A 20,303-nucleotide genomic window follows, 5' to 3' on the forward strand; every position below is an offset into this window, starting at 1 on the left:
CGCCGGAGACACCCCGCCGCTACTTCGTCGGCGCCGGGATCTCCGGCGGGGTGATCTGCGACCGCTCGATGCCCGACTCCGTCACCCCCCACTTCTTCAGGATCCGGTCGTACGTCCCGTCGGCCTTCAGGCCGTTCACCGCCGCCTGGAACGCGGGGGCGAGCGGGGTGCCCTTCTTGAAGGCGAAGCCGACGTCGAGCCGCCGGTACTCGTTGAGGAACTTCACGTTCTTCTGCTGCGTCACCGCGTACCGCACGCCGTTGATCGTGCTCATCACGACATCGCTGCGGCCCTGCTGGAGCGCCATCCAGACCGCTCCCGTCTCGTTGAAGACGTTCACCTCGTACGGCTGCTTCCCGGCCTCCGCGCACCGGCCCTTGTTCTGCTCCAGGGTCCGTTCGAAGGTGGTGCCGGCGCCCGTCGCGACCTTCAGGCCGCACAGCTGCGTGAGGTCGGTGACCGCCTTCAGCGGGCTGTCGGACCGCGTGGCGAAGCCCTGGCCGTCGTTGACGTACGTGACGAAGTCGATGGTCTTGCGGCGCTCCTCGGTCACCCCGAAGTTCCCGGTGCCGACGTCGTACTTGCCGCTGCCGAGCGCCGGCAGGATCGCCTCGAAGCCGACGGCCTCGCGCTTCACCTCCAGGCCGAGGGCCTTCGCCACGGCGCCCGTGAAGTCGGCGTCCACCCCGACCACGGTCCTGCCGTCGGGCAGGTAGGCCGAGCTGGGCGGGGTCCCGACCGAGGCGGCGACCGTGAAGCTGCCGCGCTGCCGGACGTCGGCGGGGAGCAGCTTCGCCGCGGCCTCGTTCTTCTTCACCGCCGACACCACGTCCTCGCTCGGGAGCGCGCCCTTCGCGGCGCCCGGTGCTCCGGAGGCCCCGGCCGGAGCGGTCGTGGGCTCGCCCCCTGCGCAGGCGGTGAGCGTGAGCGCGGCGGCGGTGATCAGCGCGAAGCCGAGGGCCGTGCGGGTGGTGCCGGAAGTCGTGCGGGTGGTGCCGGACGTGGTGCGCGTGGTGCCGGAACTCGTACGCGTACTCATGGTTTCGGGTTCTCCAGGAGCTTCTCGAACGGCAGGGGGCCGAGCGACTCAAGGTCGGCGGACACGTCGAAGAGCGGCCGGTAGCCGGTCGCCAGGTAGAGACCCCTGGCCTCCGGCTGGCGCGCCCCGGTCGTCAGATGGATGCGGGTGTAGCCGCGGGCGGCGGCCTCGCGTTCGAGCACGGTGAGGACGCGGCGGGCGAGCCCGCGCCTGCGGTGTGCCGAGTGGGTCCAGATCCGCTTCAGCTCGGCGGTGTGTTCGTCGTAGCGGCGGTACGCGCCTCCGGCCACGGGCCGGCCCTGCTCCATGAGGAGCAGGAAGGCGCCGTCGGGAGGGGCGAACTCGGAGGCCGGGTAGAGGCTCAGATCGTGCGCGGAGCCGTACCGGGTCGTGTACTCGTACGCCAGCTCGTCGAGGAGCGGGCGTGCCAGGGGGTCGGTGGTCGTGGTCCGGTACACGGACAACGCGAAGGTCATGACGGTCCTTCAGGACGAAGGAGAACAGCGGGGCAGGGCGAGGGGAGGGGAGAGCTCAGGCACTCACGAGGGGCCTGGGTGTGAAGGCGCCGCGGAAAACAGCACGCGGGCAGGGGCAGAGCGGAGGGTCAGCTCAACAGGAAGAGGACCACACGCGACCGAAGTCGATGTGGGAGCGCGTGACCAGCTGCTGCTGCGGATGCATGGCCCCAGTGGAACAGGCATCCGTTTCCGCGTCAACCACGATGAGACGCACGGCTCACCCTGTGGACACCCTTGACAGTGGGGCGTGTTGACCGCATAGCCTCGAAGGGCGGATCGGGCTGAGGGGCCCGGATCCGTGCTCTGCGCGTGTGAAGGCGCACCCCCGTGTTCGATCCGCCTCTGGCATCCACGGAGCCTTCGCATGTCCGCGACTCTCGTCAAGACCCCCTCCACGGCCCCGCCGGCCGAGCCGCCTCCCCGTGTCGTCGCCACCCGGCGCGCCGGCCAGTGGGCCGCCGCGGCCGTCGTCCTCGTCCTCCTCGGCCTGGGACTCCTCTCGGTCGTCCGCAACAAGGCCTTCCAATGGGACGTCGTCGCCGAGTACTTCACGGCCGCGTCCGTCCTGCGCGGTCTGGGCCTCACCCTGTGGCTGACCGCCCTCGTCATGGCCCTGGGTTTCGTCCTCGGCACCCTGCTCGCCGTCTTCCGCATGTCCGCCAACCCGGTGCTTCGCGCGGTCAGTTGGGGGTACGTCTGGTTCTTCCGGTCCACCCCGATCCTCGTCCAGCTGCTGTTCTGGTTCAACATCGGCGCGCTCTATCCGACCGTCCTCGGCGTGCACACGGTCAACCTCCTCGGTCCCGTCGCCGTCGCCGTCATCGGCCTCACCCTGCACGAGGCCGCCTACGCCGCCGAGGTCGTGCGCGGCGGCATCCTCTCCGTCGACCGCGGCCAGATCGAGGCCGCCCAGTCCCTCGGCCTCGGCCGGTGGCGCCGGCTCACCCGGATCGTGCTGCCCCAGGCGATGCGCTCGATCGTCCCGCCGGCCGGGAACATGCTGATCGGCACCCTCAAGGGCACCTCGATCGTCTCCGTCATCGCCGTCCAGGACCTGCTCTACTCGACCCAGCTCATCTACCACCGCACGTACGAGGTCATCCCGCTGCTCCTCGTCGCCACCCTCTGGTACGTCGCCGTCACCTCGGTCCTCAGCCTCGGCCAGCACTACGTCGAGCGGTACTACGCCCGCGGAACCGGCAGCGCCCGATGAGCCCCCGTCCGTCCCTCGCCATCGTGGGCGCCGGGCCGCGGGGGACCGGATTCCTCGAACGGCTCGCCGCCAGCCTGCCCGAGCTGTACGGCGACGACCCCCTCGACCTCCACCTCGTCGACCCGCACCCGCCGGGCCCGGGCCGGATCTGGCGCACCGCACAGTCCCCGCTGCTCTGGATGAACTCCCAGGCCGAGGACGTCACCATGTTCACCGACGAGACCGTGCGGCTCGACGGGCCCGTCCGGCCGGGACCCACCCTCGCCGACTGGGCGGCCCTCGACGGCCGCACCTTCCCCACCCGCCCGCAGCAGGGCGCCTACCTGCGCTGGGTGTACGAGCGGACCCTCGCCGCCCTGCCCGCCTCCGTCACCGTCCACGAGCACCGCACCACCGCGCTGCGGATCGGCGGCCCCCGCGACGGACGCCAGCGGGTCTGGCTGGAGGCCGGCGCCGAGCCCCTCCTCGCCGACGTCGTCGTCCTCACCGTCGGCCACCTCGACGCCGAACCCGACCCGGAGCAGCGGGCGCTCGCCGACTTCGCCGCCCGCCACCGGCTCGTCCACCTCCCGCCCGACTTCACCGCGGACGCCGACCTCTCCGCGCTGCCCGCCGGCGAGCCCGTCCTCGTACGCGGCTTCGGCCTCGCCTTCGTCGACCTGATGGTGCTCCTCACCGAGGGCCGCGGCGGACGGTACGAGGGCGAGGGCGACGACCTCGTCTACGTACCCTCCGGCCGGGAGCCCGCGCTGCACGTCGGATCGCGGCGAGGCGTCCCGTACCACTCGAAGATCGGATACGTCCTCGACGGCGAACGGCCCCCGCTGCCCCGGTTCTTCGGGACCGAGCAGACCGACGCCCTCCTCGACCGGGCCGGGCCGCTCGACTTCCGGCGCGACGTGTGGCCGCTCGTCGACAAGGAGCTCGGCTGGGCCCACTACCACCGGCTCTTCTCCACCCACCCCGAGCGGACCTCCCTCGCCTGGAGCGCCTTCGAGCGGGCCTACGCGGAGGCGCCGCCGCGCGGGGCGGAGGTCGCCGCGCTCGTCGCCGCGGCCGTCCCCGACCCCGCCGACCGCTTCGACCCGGACGTCCTCGACCACCCCCTCGACGGGGTCCGCTTCGGCTCCGCCGAGGAGCTCCAGCGCGGCCTGCGCGACTACGTCACCGACGATCTGACCCGCCGCCACGACCCCGCCCACAGCCCCGACGCCGCCGTCTTCGCCGCGCTGCTCTCCGTCTACGCGCAGCTCCTCAGGCTCGGCGACCGGATCGACACCGGCAGCTGGTGGCACGGCTTCTTCAGCTACCTCGCCTCCGGCCCGCCCGGACCCCGGCTGCGGCAGCTCCTCGCGCTCTCCCGCGCCGGTGTGGTCCGCTTCCTCGGACCCCAGGTCACCGTCGAGGCCGACGAGGAGCGCGGGGTCTTCCGGGCCGCGTCCACCGCCGTCCCGGGGGAGTGGACCGAGGCGCGCGCCCTCGTCGAGGCCCGGCTGCCCGACCCCACCCTGGAACTCACCGGCAGCCCGCTGCTGCGCGCCCTGTACGAGGACGGGGCGCGGGCCACCGCCAGCGGGCTCCTCGTCGTCGACCCCGCCGACGCCCGGATCCTGGAGCGCGACGGTCGCCCGCACCCGCGCCGCTTCGCGCTCGGCCCGCACACCACCGCCCGGGCCGGCGGGGCCTTCACCCGGCCCCGTACCGGCGGGATCGCCTTCGGGCAGAACGACGTCGCCGCCCGGGCCGCACTGACCTTCCTGCGCGAGCAGAGCGAGCAGAGCGACCGGAGCGACGGGAGTGACCGGAGCGATGGCAGTGACCGCGGCGACCGGACCTGTCGTCTTCCGGCTCCGCTGAGCGCCTGATCCGCGCTCCCCCTTCTGCTTCCCGACCCGTTCCCGAGGAACCGCCATGTCTCTCACCAGCGATCCGCCCTCCACCGCCCCCCTCACGAAAGACCCGACCGTCACCCCCGTCCCCTCCGCCTCCGCCGACCTCGTGGTCGTCCCCGTGCGCCACCCCTGGCGCTGGGTGGCCGTCGCCGCCACCGCCGTCCTGCTCGTGCAGTTCGCCCACGGGCTCGTCACCAACCCCGGCTGGGAGTGGGACGTCTTCGCCGCGTTCTTCACCACCGAGACGATCCTCCAGGCCGTCTGGGTCACCCTCCAGCTCACCTTCTACGGCACGGCCCTCGGCTTCGCGATCGGCATCGTGCTGGCCTTCATGCGGCTCTCGGCCAACCCGTTCCTGCGGTCGGTCGCCTTTGCCTACATCTGGGCCTTCCGCTCCATCCCGCTCATCGTCCAGCTGCTCTTCTGGTTCAACCTCGCCTATCTCTACAAGGAGTTGAGCATCGGCATCCCCTTCGGGCCGAGCTTCCTCTCCTTCGACACGATGGGCCTCGTCGGCGAGATGAGCGCCGCCGTCCTCGGGCTCGCCCTCCACCAGGCGGCCTACGCGGCGGAGATCGTCCGGGGCGGCGTACTCGCCGTGGACGAGGGCCAGTCGGAGGCGGCGGCCTCCCTCGGCATCCCGAAGCTCCGGCAGCTGCGGCGGATCGTGCTGCCGCAGGCGATGCGCTCGATCCTGCCCAACGCCGCCAACGAGATCATCTCGCTCTTCAAGGGCACCTCGATCGTCTCCGTCATGGCGATCGGCGAACTCTTCTACCAGGTGCAGGTCGTCTACGGCCGTAACGGACGGGTCGTCCCGCTCCTGATGGTCGCCACCGCCTGGTACGTCCTGCTCACCACCGCGCTCTCCGTCGTCCAGCACTACGTCGAACGCCACTACGCGAAGGGGAGCGCCCGATGAGCGCCACCACCACCGTCCCGAAGACCGCCGAGGCCACCACCGCCAAGGTCGAGATCCGCTCCGTCCACAAGAACTTCGGCCCGCTCCACGTCCTGCGCGGCATCGACCTCGACGTCCGGGCGGGTGAGGTCACCGTCGTCCTCGGCCCCTCGGGCTCCGGCAAGTCGACCCTCCTGCGGACCATCAACCACCTGGAGAAGGTCGACAGCGGCACGGTCAGCGTCGACGGCACCCTCGTCGGCTACCGCCGCTCCGGGAACAAGCTCTACGAGCTGCGGGAGCGCGACATCCTCAAGCAGCGCACCCGGATCGGCTTCGTCTTCCAGAACTTCCACCTCTTCCCGCACCTGACCGTCCTGGAGAACATCGTCGAGGCGCCCGTCTCCGCCCTGAAGCGACCCCGCAAGGACGCCGAGGCCGCGGCGCGGAAGCTCCTCGACCGCGTCGGCCTCGCCGACAAGGCGGAGGCGTACCCCAAGCAGCTCTCCGGCGGACAGCAGCAGCGGGTCGCCATCGCCCGCGCGCTCGCCCTGGAACCGGGGCTGCTCCTCTTCGACGAGCCGACCTCCGCGCTCGACCCCGAACTGGTCGGCGAGGTCCTCGACGTCATCAAGGACCTGGCCGCCTCTGGCACCACCATGATCGTCGTCACGCACGAGATCGGCTTCGCCCGCGAGGTCGCCGACACCGTGGTCTTCATGGACGAGGGCCGGATCGTCGAGCAGGGCCCGCCGGCCGAGGTGCTGGACAGCCCCCGCCACGAGCGCACCCGTGCCTTCCTCTCCAAGGTCCTCTGACCGTCCGTCCCCCGTCGCCCTTCCCGTCCGACCGCCCATCCCCGTTCCCGTACCAGGAGTCCGTCATGAAGTCCCGCCGCACCGTCCTCACCGCCCTCGCCTCGCTCACCGCCCTCGGGCTCCTCACCGCCTGCGGCTCGGGGGAGGCCGCCACGGGCGAGATCAAGCCCGAGGGGCAGAAGGGCAACGGCATCAACGTGGGCCCGGACCAGAAGCGCGTCCACACCGCCAAGGTCGACGCCATCGCCGCGCAGGTGCCCGAGGCCGTCCGCAAGAGAGGCACGCTCGTCGTCGGCGTCTCGGCGAACAGCAGTCCGCCGCTCGCCTTCCGCGCCACCGACGACAAGACGCTGATCGGCGCCGAGGTCGACCTCGCGACCCTGGTGGCCGACGCCCTCGGCCTGAAGCCCGAGTTCGACCCGGTCTCCTGGGAGAACCTCTTCGTCGGCCTCGACAGCGCCAAGTACGACGCCGTCTTCTCCAACGTCACCGTGACCGAGGAGCGCAAGGACAAGTACGACTTCGCCACCTACCGCCTCGACGACCTGGCCTTCGAGGCGAAGAAGGGCTCCGGCTGGACCGTGAAGGGGCCCGAGGACGTGGCGGGGAAGAAGATCGCCGTCGGCTCCGGCACCAACCAGGAGAAGATCCTCGTCGAGTGGTCCGAGCAGAACGAGAAGGCGGGCCGCAAGGGCGTCGACATCACGTACTTCCAGAACACCAGCGACTACTACCTGGCCCTCCAGTCCGGCCGGATCGACGGCTACCTCGGTCCCAATCCCGTCGTCGCCTACCACGTGGCCTCGGCCGGAGAGACCGAGGTCGCCGGGAAGTTCTCGGGTGCGGGCGCCGGGCTCCAGGGCAAGATCGCGGCCACCACGAAGAAGGACAGCGGCCTCGTCGCCGCCTACGCGGCCGCGATCGACCACATCGTCGGGAACGGCACCTACGCCGAGGTGCTCAAGCGGTGGGGCCTGGACAGCGAGGCAGTGAAGAAGTCGGAGATCAACCCGCTCGGCCTGCCCCGCACCAAGAACTGACCCACGCCGCGCCACGGGCTTCCCGAGCCCGTATGGAAAGGTGGAACACCATGAGTACGGATCCCCAGCAGGACTGGCAGCACTGGCACGAGCACCGCGAGTCGGCGGTCGCCTCCTCGTACGGCCCGCTCTCCCTCACGGGCACGCACTGGCTCTCGGATCACCCGGAGGGTCGAATTCCGGCCGTTCCCGGCGCGTGGCGGGAGGACGGCGACGAGGTGGTCCTGACGGCGGACGCCGAGGACGCGATCACCGTCGACGGGAAGCCCTTCACCGGCACCGTACGGCTCACCGCCGACCACGCGCCGATCCACGAGTCCCGGGTCGAGTCGGCAGGCCGGCGGCTCGTGGTCCTGCGGCGCGAAGGGCTCTGGGCCGTACGGGACTTCGACCCCGGCTCGGAGGCGCGCCGCGCCTTCGCGGGCATCGAGGCCACCCCGTACGAAGAGCGCTGGGTGGTGCCCGGCGTCTTCCGTCCGTACGAGGAGACGCGCAGCGTACGGGTCGAGAACGCCGACGGGCGGGAGCGCGGCCTCGGGCTGGCCGGGGAGCTGGCCTTCGAGCTGCACGGCGGCGAGCACACCCTCCAGGTGGCCGTCGAGGACGACGGCTCGCTGTGGGCGGTCTTCGCGGACGCCACCAGCGGCCGGGACAGCTACCGCTTCCGGTTCCTGCGGCCCGAGGCCCCGGCGGCGGACGGCTCGGTGACGGTCGACTTCAACCGGGCGCTGCTGCCGCCGTGCGCCTTCGCCGACCACTTCATCTGCCCGTTCCCGCCGCCGGGCAACACGCTCGACACCGCGGTCCCGGCGGGGGAGCGGCGGCTGAACCCCTCCTGACCCTTCCGACCAGGGTCTTCCGCGCGATGCGCGGACGCACGGGCGCCCCCGGCCGCGACGGCCGGGGGCGCCCGCGCGTCCGGCGGTCTTGTGCGTCCGTGCCACGAGGGTCACTATCGCTCACGGTGCATGTCAGGAACACGTCATCTGGCGATGGGGGTCCCCCTGCTCGAACGGAGTTGAGAGCTTGGGGGACTCACGGGCCCGCCACCCACGGGCCCCTCCGCTTTTCCCAGAAGGAGAACTGTGAGGAGCACAGTGAGGATCACCAGCACCCGACTGCTCGCGATCGCCGCGGGACTCGCCGCCGTGACGGCCCTCGGACTTCCGGGTGCCCAGGCCGCCCCCGCCCCCGGTCCGGCGGGAGCGGCCCAGCTCGCCCGCGCCGACGCCGCCGTCGACGCCGCCGGGGTCGGCGGCACCGCCTGGTACGTGGACAGAGCGGCGGGCAGAGTCGTCGTCACCGCCGACTCCACCGTCACCGAAGCGGGGATCGCGAAGATCCGCGCGGCGGCCGGCGCCGACGCCGGAACCCTCCGCGTCCAGCGCACCTCCGGCGTCTTCACCCCCCTGCTCGGGGCCGGAGACGCCATCTACGGCGGCGGCTACCGCTGCTCGCTCGGCTTCAACGTCCGCAGCGGCAGCACGTACTCCTTCCTCACCGCCGGCCACTGCGGCAACTCCGTGAAGACCTGGTACACCAACTCGGCGCAGTCCACCCTGATCGGCGCCACCGTGGGCTCCAGCTTCCCCGGCAACGACTACGCGCTCGTCCGCTACGACAACACCTCGCTCAGCCACCCCGGCGGCTTCACCGCCGCCGACGCCTACGTGGGTGAGTCGGTCAAGCGCTCCGGCTCCACCACGGGCACCCGCAGTGGCACGGTCACCGGCCTCGACGCCACCGTCCACTACTCCGGCGGCGGCACCGTCCGCGGCATGATCCAGACCAACGTCTGCGCCGAGCCCGGCGACTCCGGGGGAGCGCTCTACGACGGCACCAAGGCGCTCGGCATCACCTCCGGAGGCAGCGGCAACTGCTCCACCGGCGGCACGACCTTCTACCAGCCGGTGCCGGAGGCCCTCGCCAAGTACAAGGTCAGTCTCTACTGATCCGCTGCAACTCCCTTGAAAGCGCGGCCTGTTGAAGGCCGTACGGCTGAAACGCGCCCTTGCGGCCGGAAGTCGTACGGCCCGAGACTCCCCCACAGCGCAGGCCCAAGGCACTCCCTCGGGCCGCGCCTCACGGGCCCGGCACCCCACGGCGGGCCCCCGATTCCCCTCTGGAGGAACGAGAAGTGAGGACCACGCGCACCACCCCCACGAGAACCGTCCGGATGCTCGCCGTCGCCGCCGGACTCGCCGCCGTCGCGGCGCTCGCCGTCCCCACCGCGAGTGCCGGATCCACGCAGACCTTCGGCGCCGAGCGGCTCGCGGCGGCGAGCGACGCCGTGCTCGCCGCCGACGTGGCCGGCACCGCCTGGCACGTCGACACCGCCACCGGCGCGGTCGTCGTCACCGCCGACTCCACGGTCTCCGCCGCCGAGATCGCCAAGATCAAGCGGCAGGCCGGCGCCGACGCGGGCGCGATCCGCGTCGAGCGGACCCCCGGGAAGTTCACCAAACTGATCTCCGGCGGCGACGCGATCTACGCCGACGGCGGCTGGCGCTGCTCCCTGGGCTTCAACGTCCGGGACAGCGCGGGCGCCTACTACTTCCTCACCGCCGGTCACTGCACCGACGGCGCGGGCACCTGGTACTCCAACTCCTCGCGCTCGACCGTCCTCGGCTCCACCGCCGGGTCGAGCTTCCCGACCAACGACTACGGCATCGTCCGCTACACCAACTCCTCGGTCACCAAGTCCGGCACGGTCGGCAGCGTGGACATCACCAGCGCCGCCAATGCCACGGTCGGCATGTCGGTCACCCGCCGGGGCTCCACCACCGGCACCCACAGCGGCTCGGTGACCGGCCTCAACGCCACCGTGAACTACGGCGGCGGGGACATCGTCTACGGCATGATCCGCACGAACGTCTGCGCCGAGCCGGGCGACTCCGGCGGTCCGCTCTACTCCGGCAGCCGGGCCATCGGCCTCACCTCGGGCGGCAGCGGCAACTGCTCCTCGGGCGGCACGACCTTCTTCCAGCCGGTGACGGAGGCACTGAGCGCGTACGGCGTCAGCGTCTTCTAGGCAGCACGGCGGACGGGGACCGGGATCCTCTTGTGAATTCGTTCACAAGAGGACTTCCGGCCCCTCCCTCCGGGCCCTTTTCCGGACCTTTTCGCAGGTCATCGGGTGTCGAATGGAGACATCAGAGAGAAAAAGGGACCCGAAGAAGGAGTACCTGCCATGGAGACCGAGGGGATGGTGGACGGACTGGTCCAGGGTGCGCTCGCGGCGCTCGACCGGTTCGAGACCTTCGACCAGGAGCAGGTCGACCACATCGTGAAGAAGGCCTCGCTCGCCGCGCTGGCCGCGCACGGCGACCTGGCGAAGCTCGCCGTCGAGGAGACCGGGCGCGGCCTCTTCGAGGACAAGGCCGTCAAGAACCTCTTCGCCTGCGAGCACGTCACCCACTCGATGGCCGGTCTGAAGACCGCCGGAGTCATCCGCCGCGACGAACTGAACGGCATCACCGAGATCGCCGAGCCCGTCGGCGTCATCTGCGCGATGACCCCCGTCACCAACCCCACCTCGACGACGGTCTTCAAGGCGCTCATCGCCCTCAAGACCCGCAACCCCATCGTCTTCGCCTTCCACCCCTCCGCGCAGAAGTGCTCGGCCGAGGCCGCCAGGATCGTCCGCGACGCCGCCGTCGCCGCCGGTGCGCCCGCCGACTGCGTGCAGTGGGTCGAGGAGCCCTCCATGGCGGCCACCGGCCTCCTGATGAACCACGAAGGCGTCTCCACCATCCTCGCCACCGGCGGAAACGCGATGGTCAGGGCGGCCTACTCGTGCGGCAAGCCCGCCCTCGGCGTCGGCGCCGGAAACGTCCCCGCGTACGTCACGAAGAGCGGAAAGCTCCCGCGCGCGATCCACGACATCGTGCTCTCCAAGGCCTTCGACAACGGCATGATCTGCGCCTCCGAGCAGGCCGTGATCCTCGACAAGGAGGTGTACGAGGAGGGCATCGCCGAGTTCGAACGGCTCGGCGCCCACGTCGTCACCGCCGCCGAGAAGACCAAGCTGGAGGAGTACGTCTTCGGCACCACCGCCTACGCCACCGACTGCGCCGGCGCGAAGCTCAATGCGGCCGTCGTCGGCAGGTCCCCGCGCTGGATCGCCGAACAGGCCGGCTTCGAGGTCCCCGAGGGCACCTCGATCCTCCTCGCCGAATGCGCCGAGGTCGGCGAGGGCGAGCCGCTGACCCGCGAGAAGCTCTCCCCGGTCCTGGCCGCCCTCAAGGCCGACTCCACCGAGCACGGCCTCGAACTCTCCGCCCGCATGGTCGAGTTCCACGGCCTCGGCCACAGCGCCGCGATCCACACCGAGGACGAGGCGCTCGCCGAGGAGTTCGGCAAGCGCGTCAAGGCGATCCGCGTCATCGTCAACGCCCCCTCCACCTTCGGCGGCATCGGCGACGTCTACAACTCCTTCCTCCCCTCGCTCACGCTCGGCTGCGGCTCGTACGGGCACAACTCCGTGTCGAACAACGTCACCGCGGTCGACCTGATCAACGTCAAGCGGATCGGACGGCGCACCACCAACATGCAGTGGTACAAGGTCCCGCCGAAGATCTACTTCGAGCGCAACGCCATCCGCTACCTCGGCGAGATGGAGGACGTCCACCGGGTCACGATCGTCACCGACAAGACCATGGGCGAGATCGGCTTCGTCCGGAAGGTCACCGACATCCTGAACGGCCGCCGGGAGCCGGTCACCCTCCAGGTCATCGACTCCGTCGAGCCCAACCCGGAGCTCGCCACCGTCCTGGCCGGCGCCGCCGCCATGCGCGACTTCCGCCCGGACACCATCGTCGCCCTCGGCGGCGGCTCCCCGATGGACGCGGCGAAGATCATGTGGCTGATGTACGAGCGGCCCGAGGTCGAGTTCGCGGACACGAAGGAGAAGTTCTTCGACATCCGCAAGCGCGCCTACCGCTTCCCGAAGCTCGGCGAGAAGGCCAGGCTCGTCGCGATCCCGACCACCTCGGGCACGGGCAGCGAGGTCACCCCCTTCGCGGTGATCTCCGACCCCGAGGCCGCGCAGAAGTACCCGCTCGCCGACTACGCGCTCACCCCGGACGTCGCCATCGTCGACCCGGTCCTTCCGCTGCACCTCCCGGCCACGGTCACCGCCGACTCCGGCTTCGACGCCCTGACCCACGCCACCGAGGCGTACGTCTCCGCCTACGCCAACGACTTCACCGACGGCCAGTGCCTCCAGGCCATCAGGCTGATCTTCGAGAACCTGGAGACCTGCGCGACGGAGGGCGCCAGGGCGCCCGAGGCCCGCGAGAAGATGCACAACGCGTCCACCATCGCCGGCATGGCCTTCGCCAACGCCTTCCTCGGCCTGGTCCACGCCATGGCCCACACCCTCGGCAACACCTTCCACGTCGCCCACGGCCGCACCAACGCACTGCTGCTCCCGCACGTGATCCGCTACAACGGCACCGTCACCCACAAGGCCGTGCCGTGGCCGAAGGCCGAGGTCTACCGGGCCCCGGAGCGGTTCCAGGAGATCGCCCGGATGCTCGGGCTGCCGGCCGCGACGCCGGAGGAGGGGGTGGAGTCGTACGCCCGCGCGGTGGAGGAGCTGCGCGCCCGGTGCGGCATCCCGGCCTCCTTCCGGGAGGAGGGCGTCGACGAGGCGGCCTTCCTGGAGGCCCTGCCCCAGCAGGCCGTGAACGCGTACGCCGACCAGTGCGCGCCGGCCAACCCGCGGATGCCGATGATCGACGACATGAAGGAACTGATGACCCGGGCGTACTACGGCGAGTAGGTCCTGACGTGTAGGGCCTGACGTGACGAAGGCCCCCGCCGCGGCGGGGGCCTTCTCCGCGTGCCTTACGGGCGGACGTCGCTCAGCTCCTCCGCGATCGGCTCCGATTCGGGCTTGGGCTTCAGCGAGGACATCACCAGGGTGACGACGGTGCCGACGACCGCCCAGGCCGAGAGGACCAGCATCGAGGCGGTCATGTCGTTGCCCTTGAAGTACGCGATCGAGCGCGCCGCCCAGGTGCCGGCGCCCGGCGGCAGGGCGGGGCCGATCGCCTTCCAGAACGGGGGCAGCATCGGCAGCGGGAAGGCGCCGCCCGCGCTCGGGTTGCCCGCGACCACGATGAGGAGGATCGCCAGGCCGATGCCGACGATCCCGAAGACCGACTGCAGGGCGAGCGTGGCGGCGCCGACGGCGAAGACGACCAGGGTGCCCAGGCCCCACAGGGCCGCGATGCTGCCGGGCAGGGCGCCGAGGATCGGTCCGACGATGATCGCGCCGCCGAGACCGCCGAGGATCGCGTAGAGCGCCAGGACGCCGAGGCGGATGATCGCGCGCTCGCGGTTCGCGGGCCGGGAGCCCGCGCTGATCGCCAGGATCGCGGCGCAGATGTAGCCGCCGACGCACCAGCCGACGACGAGGTAGAAGGCGGAGAGTCCGTCGAAGTCCTCCGGCGACGCGGGGGCCACGTCGACCGTCCGCACGGTGCGCTGCTGGGTCGCCTCCACCGTGGTGAGGATCGTCTCCAGGGCGGAGGAGAGCACGGTGCCGCCGCCGGAGGCGACGAGCAGGGTGTCGGTGCGGCCGGTCGGGTCGACGAGGAGGGCCCCGTCGATGTCCCGGTTCAGGATCTGGTTCCGTGCCTCGGTCTCGTCGGTGACGGCCCGGGGGTCGAGCGGGGCTCCGGGGAGCTGGTCCAGCTGCCCGACGAGTTGCGTGGAGACCGCTGGGGGTGCGACGACGCCGAAGGGCACGTCCGTCGGCTTCGGGTGGTGCAGGGCCCCGACGTACGAGGTGATGAACAGGAGCTGGAGGGCGAAGACGCCGATGACGAGCAGGGCGGCTCGGGGGGTGACGGCGCTTTTCAGTTCATCGACGAGGCTCATGCCCCCCAGGTTCGGGGGAGGCGGGTGTTTCCGCAGGTGGGAGGGGTCCGAATGGCTGACCTTGGCAGGGCGGGGTGTCCCGCCGGTGTCCCGTGGGTGTCCCGCGCGCCGGTTATCGTACGGACGTTCGAAATGGGCTAGGGTGGGAACGAGGGGGTGGGAACGTACGTACGAATTCGATGCGGGAGTGCGGGAGGTGCACCATGCCGGGATTCACGCACCTGCACACCGCGTCGGGCTACTCCCTGCGCTACGGGGCCTCGCACCCCGAACGGCTGGCGAAGCGCGCCGCCGAGCGGGGCATGGACGCGCTCGCCCTGACCGACCGCGACACCCTCTCCGGCGCGGTCCGCTTCGCGAAGGCGTGCGCGAAGGAGGGCATCCGCCCCCTGTTCGGCGTGGACCTCGCCTACGAGGTGCCGGAGCCGGCGGACGACGCGGGTCCGGGCTCCGCCCGCCGGGTGCCCGTGCGGGGCGGCGCCTTCGTCGACGAGTCCGCGCCGCGCGCCCTCTTCCTCGCCCGCTCCCGCGCCGGCTGGGCCTCCCTCTGCGCCATGATCACCGCCGCCCACGCCGGGGGCGGGACGGGCGGGCAGGGCGGTACGGGTGGGCAGGGCGGTACGGGCGGGGCGGGCGGGCAGCCCCTGCTGCCCTGGACCGCCGGGCACGACGAGGGCCTGACCGTGCTGCTCGGCCCCGCGTCCGACGTCGGCCGCGCCCTCGCCGCGGGCCGCCCCGACCGGGCCGCCCGGCTGCTCGCCCCCTGGCGCGAGCGGTACGGCGACGCACTGCGCCTGGAGGCCGTCCACCACGGCCGTACCGGCACCGGCCCCGGATCCCTGCGGCTCGCCGCCCGTACCGTCGGCTTCGCCGCCGAGCAGGGCGTCCCACCCGTCCTCGCCAACGCCGTCCGCTACGCCGACCCCGGCCAGGGGCCCGCCGCCGACGTCCTCGACTCCGCCCGCCGCCTCGTCCCGATCGACCCCCGCAAGGAGCTCGACAGCGGAGAGGCCTGGCTCAAGGGCCCCGAAGGCCCCGACGGCATGCCCGCCGCCGCCGAGCTGATCGTCGAGGCGGCCGGCTTCCGCCGGGACGCCGCCCACCGGCTGCTCGACCGGACGGCGGCGGTCGCCGCCGACTGCCTGGTCGACCCCGAGGACGACCTCGGCATCGGCTCCGCGCACTTCCCGGAGCCGTACCTCGTCGGCGCCGAGCACCGCACCGCCCAGCGCGTCCTCGCCTCCCGGGCCGCCGCCGGCATGATCCTCAAGGGGTACGAGAAACGCCGCGCCTACTGGGACCGCATGCACCGCGAGCTGGACGTCATCGCCCACCACGGATTCGCCACCTACTTCCTGACGGTCGCCCAGGTCGTCGACGACGTACGGGACATGGGGATACGGGTCGCCGCCCGCGGCTCCGGCGCCGGCTCCCTCGTCAACCACCTCCTCGGCATCGCCCACGCCGACCCGGTCGAGCACGGCCTGCTCATGGAGCGCTTCCTGTCCAAGCGCCGCACCGCCCTGCCCGACATCGACGTCGACGTGGAGTCCGCCCGCCGCCTGGAGGTGTACCGGGCGATCATCGGCCGCTTCGGCACCGAGCGCGTCGCCACCGTCTCCATGCCCGAGACCTACCGGGTCCGCCACGCGGTACGGGACGTCGGCGCGGCCCTCTCCCTCGACCCGGCCGAGACCGACCGGATCGCCAAGGCCTTCCCGCACATCCGCGCCCGGGACGCGCTCGCCGCCCTCGACGAACTGCCCGAGCTGCGCGAACTCGCGGGGGAGCGGGGCAAGTACGGCCGGCTCTGGGAACTGGTCGAGGCGCTCGACGCCCTCCCGCGCGGCATCGCCATGCACCCCTGCGGGGTGCTGCTCTCGGACGCCTCGCTGCTCACCCGTACCCCCGTGGTGCCGACCAGCGGCGAGGGATTCCCCATGTCCCAGTTCGACAAGGAGGACGTGGAGGACCTCGGGCTGCTCAAGCTCGACGTCCTCGGCGTGCGCATGCAGTCCGCGATGGCCCACGCCGTCACCGAGGTCGAGCGCGCCACCGGCGTCCGGCCGGACATCGACGCGATCCCGGAGGGCGACCCCGAGACGTACCGGCTCATCCGCTCCACCGAGACCCTCGGCTGCTTCCAGATCGAGTCCCCGGGCCAGCGCGACCTCGTCGGCCGGCTCCAGCCCGCGACCTTCCACGACCTCGTCGTCGACATCTCGCTCTTCCGGCCCGGGCCGGTCGCCGCCGACATGGTCCGCCCCTTCATCGAGGCCCGGCACGGCCGCGCCCCCGTCCGCTACCCGCACCCCGATCTGGAGGGACCGCTGAAGGAGACGTACGGCGTGGTCGTCTTCCACGAGCAGATCATCGAGATCGTCCGGATCATGACCGGCTGCCGCCGCGACGAGGCCGACCAGGTACGGCGCGGGCTCTCGGACCCCGGGTCGCAGGGCCGGATCAAGGCATGGTTCGCGCAACAGGCCTCGGCGCGCGGGTACGACACCGAGGTCGTCGCCCGCACCTGGGAGATCGTGGAGGCTTTCGGCTCGTACGGCTTCTGCAAGGCGCACGCGGTGGCCTTCGCCGTACCGACCTACCAGTCGGCCTGGCTCAAGGCGCACCACCCGGCGGCCTTCTACGCCGGGCTGCTCACCCACGACCCCGGCATGTACCCCAAGCGGCTGCTGCTCGCGGACGCGCGGCGGCGCGGGGTGCCGGTGCTGCCGCTGGACGTGAACCGCTCGGCGGTCGCCCATCGTATCGAACTGGTGTCCGATCAGCCGGTGGTGTGGGGGCTCCGGCTCGGTCTCGCCGACGTCCACGGCATCGGCGAGACCGAGAGCGCCCGCATCGAGGCCGGACAGCCCTACGCCTCCCTCCTCGACTTCTGGGAGCGGGCCCGCCCACGCACCCCCGTCGCCGAACGGCTCGCCCAGGTCGGCGCGTTGGACGCCTTCGGCGCCAACCGCCGCGACCTGCTGCTCCACCTCACCGAACTCCGGCGCATCCACCGGGGAGCCGCCTCCCACGGCGGCCAACTCCCGCTCGCCCAGGGCGGGAAGACCGCCCCCGTCGGCCTGCCCGACCTCGACGACACGGAACGCCTCAGCGCCGAGCTCGGCATCCTCGGCATGGACACCTCCCGCCACCTCATGGACGACCACCACGCCTTCCTCCGCGAACTCGGCGTCGTCTCCGCCCAGCGGCTGCGCGACACCCCCCACGGCCGGACCGTCCTGGTCGCGGGCGCCAAGGCCGCCACCCAGACCCCGCCGATCCGCTCCGGGAAACGGGTCATCTTCAGCACGCTCGACGACGGTACGGGCCTGGTCGACCTCGCCTTCTTCGACGACGCCCACGAGCGCTGCGCCCACACCGTCTTCCACTCCTGGCTGCTCCTCGTCCGGGGCGTCGTGCAGCGGCGCGGCCCGCGCAGCCTCAGCGTGGTCGGCTCGGCCGCCTGGAACCTCGCCGAACTGGTCGAACTGCGGGCGTCCGGCGGCCTGGAGGCGGTGGGGGCACGGCTCGCGGAGCCCGTACCGACCGGAGGGGACGGCGACTCCGGCCGCCGCATCACGATGCCCACCGGCTACGAGATGAACCCCTGGGCGGACCTCCGGCCGGCCGGCGAAGGCGCGACGCGGCCGCCCAGGAAGCTCTGGCACAGCAGCCCGGGGAGCGCGGGATGATCCTCTGCGTACGCTTCCGCCTCGAACCGATGGGGGAAGCCCTGCTTCCCCAACTGGTCGAACTGCTCGGCGAGTTCACCCCGACGGTCGAGGTGGCCCCGCCCTCCGAGGTGCTCGCCGACGTGCGCGGCGCGCTGCGCTACTTCGATTGGAGCCCCGCCGAGCTCGCCTCGGTGATCCGGGTCAGGGCGCTCGCCCTGTACGGCGTCGACTGCGTCATCGGCGCCGGGCCCAACCCCATGCTGGCCCGGATGGCGGCCCGCGAGGCCCGGCCCGGCATCACCCTCGTCGTCGAGGACCCGGCCGCCTTCCTGCGCGACCGGCCGGTCGTCGCGCTCGACGGCGTCGGCCGCACCACCGCCCGTACCCTCTGCGGCTACGGACTCGACTCCGTCGGCCGGGTCGCCGACGCGCCGCTCGGCGTGCTCCAGCGGCTCGTCGGCGCGAAGACCGGCCGCGAGCTGTGGGAACGGGCACGAGGCATCGACCGCACCCCCGTCGTCCCGAACGCAGTTTCGAAGTCGGCGGCGGCCGAACGCTCCTTCCCGCACGACGAGATCGACCGGACGGAACAGCGCCGGGCCCTCCTCTCGCTCGCCGAGGAGCTGGGCACCCGGCTCCGCACGGAGGAGCAGGTCTGCCGCTCGCTCGCGCTCACCGTGCGGTACGCCGACCGGAGCACGACGACCCGGAGCCGTACCCTGCCCGAACCGACCGCCCACTCGGCAGCGCTCGTCTCCCTCGCGTACGCGCTCCACGACTCCCTCGGCCTCCAGCGGGCCCGGGTACGGGGCATCGCGCTGCGCGCCGAGGGCCTGACGGGCGCCGAGGGGGCCGCGCACCAGCTGTCCCTGGACCCGTCGGACGAGAAGGCGCGGCGGATCGAGGCGGTGGCGGACCGGGCGCGGGCGAAGTTCGGGCCGAGGGCGGTGCTGCCGGGCTCGCTGGCGGCCTGATTCCACTCGTACCCACGGCTCGTGACGACACATCACTTTTTACCGACGCGTAACTTCCCAGCCAAGGCTACCCGTGCGTAGCTTGGCTGAAGCGCATCCCCACCGCGCATCCCCACTTGTGGTCCGGACCGCAGGGCTTAGGGGGTGTCTTGTCGATCATGCCGGGCTCGCGGGGCCTGGTGCCGCGCCTCGCCGCGTTGTCGTCGGTCGTCAACGCTCCGCGTTGACTCCCTCCTCCGCCTTGCGATGCACGGCACCAGGACCCGCTCCCTGATCCGGCCTGACCGGCAAGACACCCCCAGCACCCCCACCATCCCCTTGAGCCGCAAGGAGATCGCCCGATGCTGCCCCGGAAATCCCTGAAGTCCTGGAAGCACGCGGTCAGAGCGCTGTCCGTCCTGCTGCTGACCGCCGCCGCCACGCTCGCCCCCACCGCCACCGCCTCGGCCCAGACGGAGACCGTCACCTCCAGTCGTGGCTGGAACGACTTCTCCTGCAAGCCCTCCGCCGCGCACCCGCGCCCGGTCGTCCTCGTCCACGGCACCTTCGGGAACTCCGTCGACAACTGGCTGGTCCTCGCGCCGTACCTGGTCAACCGCGGGTACTGCGTCTTCTCGCTCGACTACGGCCAGCTGCCGAACGTGCCCTTCTTCCACGGCCTCGGCCCCATCGCGAAGTCCGCCGAGCAACTCGACGCGTACGTGGACCGGGTCCTCGCCGCGACCGGCGCCCCCGAGGCGGACCTCGTCGGACACTCGCAGGGCGGCATGATGCCCCGCTGGTACCTCAAGTTCCTCGGCGGCGCCGAGAAGGTGAACGCGCTCGTCGGGATCGCCCCCGACAACCACGGCACCACCCTCCTCGGCCTCACCAAGCTCCTGCCGTACTTCCCCGGGGCCGAGGACCTGATCAGCGCCACGACCCCGGGCCTCGCCGACCAGATCGCCGGCTCGCCGTTCATCACGAAGCTCAACGAGGGCGGCGACACCGTCCCCGGGGTCCGGTACCACGTCATCGCGACCCAGTACGACGAGGTGGTCACCCCGTACCGCTCGCAGTTCCTGTCCGGCCCGAACGTCACCAACGTCCTCATCCAGGACAAGTGCGCGCTCGACCTCTCGGAGCACGTGGCGATCGGCACGGTGGACCGGGTCACCTTCCACGAGGTGGCCAACGCGCTCGACCCGGCCCGCGCGACCCCGACCACCTGCCTGTCGGTGATCGGCTAGGGCTTCCGCCATTGGGCCGACAAATGACGCTCGTCAGGTGTGGTTGACGCGCGTCGACGGGGCGGCCAGTCTCGGGGGTGGCCCGGCCACGGGTCACCCCCGGTCTTGTGAGGC

At 71.9% G+C, this 20,303-nt stretch carries 15 protein-coding genes; 12 read left to right on the top strand and 3 right to left on the bottom strand.

Annotated features, from left to right (window positions below):
* Positions 1-19 precede the first annotated feature (19 nt).
* Together OG357_RS31075 and OG357_RS31080 are read right to left on the bottom strand one after the other, a co-directional pair.
* Positions 20-1,039, bottom strand: a complete 1,020-nt coding sequence (locus tag OG357_RS31075) for an ABC transporter substrate-binding protein (protein WP_329624285.1) — start codon at positions 1,037-1,039, stop codon at positions 20-22.
* Positions 1,036-1,515, bottom strand: coding sequence for a GNAT family N-acetyltransferase (locus OG357_RS31080; RefSeq protein ID WP_317594011.1), 480 nt, complete (start codon positions 1,513-1,515; stop codon positions 1,036-1,038). The genes OG357_RS31075 and OG357_RS31080 overlap by 4 nt, the downstream gene beginning before the upstream one ends.
* Positions 1,516-1,921: 406 nt before the next feature.
* Here OG357_RS31080 and OG357_RS31085 point away from each other — a divergent pair, with 406 nt between their 5' ends.
* The 9 genes from OG357_RS31085 (at position 1,922) to adhE (ending at position 13,206) form a co-directional block, all read left to right on the top strand.
* The gene (locus OG357_RS31085) at positions 1,922-2,770 is read left to right on the top strand and encodes an amino acid ABC transporter permease (RefSeq protein ID WP_329624286.1); all 849 of its coding nucleotides are present in this window, start codon (positions 1,922-1,924) and stop codon (positions 2,768-2,770) included.
* Entirely contained in the window at positions 2,767-4,635 is a 1,869-nt protein-coding gene (locus OG357_RS31090; RefSeq protein ID WP_329624287.1) for an FAD/NAD(P)-binding protein, read from the top strand. Before OG357_RS31085 ends, OG357_RS31090 begins: the two co-directional genes overlap by 4 nt.
* Before the next feature lie 46 nt (positions 4,636-4,681).
* Positions 4,682-5,584 (top strand): amino acid ABC transporter permease, encoded by a 903-nt coding sequence (locus tag OG357_RS31095; RefSeq protein ID WP_329624288.1) that lies wholly within the window; start codon positions 4,682-4,684, stop codon positions 5,582-5,584.
* A complete protein-coding gene (locus OG357_RS31100; RefSeq protein WP_329624289.1) occupies positions 5,581-6,381 on the top strand; it encodes an amino acid ABC transporter ATP-binding protein in 801 nt (266 codons plus the stop codon). The genes OG357_RS31095 and OG357_RS31100 overlap by 4 nt, the downstream gene beginning before the upstream one ends.
* A 65-nt stretch (positions 6,382-6,446) precedes the next feature.
* Complete coding sequence (locus OG357_RS31105) at positions 6,447-7,421, top strand: ABC transporter substrate-binding protein (RefSeq protein ID WP_329624290.1); 975 nt, start codon at positions 6,447-6,449, stop codon at positions 7,419-7,421.
* Between the two features lie 50 nt (positions 7,422-7,471).
* Complete coding sequence (locus OG357_RS31110) at positions 7,472-8,260, top strand: DUF1684 domain-containing protein (RefSeq protein WP_329624291.1); 789 nt, start codon at positions 7,472-7,474, stop codon at positions 8,258-8,260.
* Positions 8,261-8,518: 258 nt separating this feature from the next.
* Entirely contained in the window at positions 8,519-9,373 is an 855-nt protein-coding gene (locus OG357_RS31115; protein WP_329624292.1) for a S1 family peptidase, read from the top strand.
* 185 nt (positions 9,374-9,558) lie between these two features.
* On the top strand, positions 9,559-10,452 hold the full coding sequence (locus OG357_RS31120; RefSeq protein ID WP_443066760.1) for a S1 family peptidase: 894 nt from the start codon (positions 9,559-9,561) through the stop codon (positions 10,450-10,452).
* Between the two features lie 159 nt (positions 10,453-10,611).
* Positions 10,612-13,206, top strand: coding sequence for a bifunctional acetaldehyde-CoA/alcohol dehydrogenase (adhE, locus tag OG357_RS31125; RefSeq protein ID WP_329624293.1), 2,595 nt, complete (start codon positions 10,612-10,614; stop codon positions 13,204-13,206).
* A 65-nt stretch (positions 13,207-13,271) separates the two neighbouring features.
* Here the strand turns inward: adhE and OG357_RS31130 are convergent, their stop codons facing one another.
* Positions 13,272-14,309, bottom strand: coding sequence for a DUF3533 domain-containing protein (locus tag OG357_RS31130; RefSeq protein WP_329624294.1), 1,038 nt, complete (start codon positions 14,307-14,309; stop codon positions 13,272-13,274).
* Between the two features lie 203 nt (positions 14,310-14,512).
* Here OG357_RS31130 and OG357_RS31135 point away from each other — a divergent pair, with 203 nt between their 5' ends.
* The 3 genes from OG357_RS31135 (at position 14,513) to OG357_RS31145 (ending at position 20,189) form a co-directional block, all read left to right on the top strand.
* Positions 14,513-18,004, top strand: coding sequence for a DNA polymerase III subunit alpha (locus tag OG357_RS31135; RefSeq protein ID WP_329624295.1), 3,492 nt, complete (start codon positions 14,513-14,515; stop codon positions 18,002-18,004).
* The gene (locus tag OG357_RS31140) at positions 18,001-18,960 is read left to right on the top strand and encodes a DNA polymerase Y family protein (RefSeq protein ID WP_329624296.1); all 960 of its coding nucleotides are present in this window, start codon (positions 18,001-18,003) and stop codon (positions 18,958-18,960) included. Before OG357_RS31135 ends, OG357_RS31140 begins: the two co-directional genes overlap by 4 nt.
* A 341-nt stretch (positions 18,961-19,301) precedes the next feature.
* Positions 19,302-20,189: an esterase/lipase family protein gene (locus OG357_RS31145; RefSeq protein ID WP_329624297.1), complete on the top strand. Its 888-nt coding sequence runs from the start codon at positions 19,302-19,304 to the stop codon at positions 20,187-20,189.
* Positions 20,190-20,303 lie beyond the last annotated feature (114 nt).

It is taken from the genome of Streptomyces sp. NBC_01255, assembly GCF_036226445.1.
GTDB lineage: Bacteria > Actinomycetota > Actinomycetes > Streptomycetales > Streptomycetaceae > Streptomyces.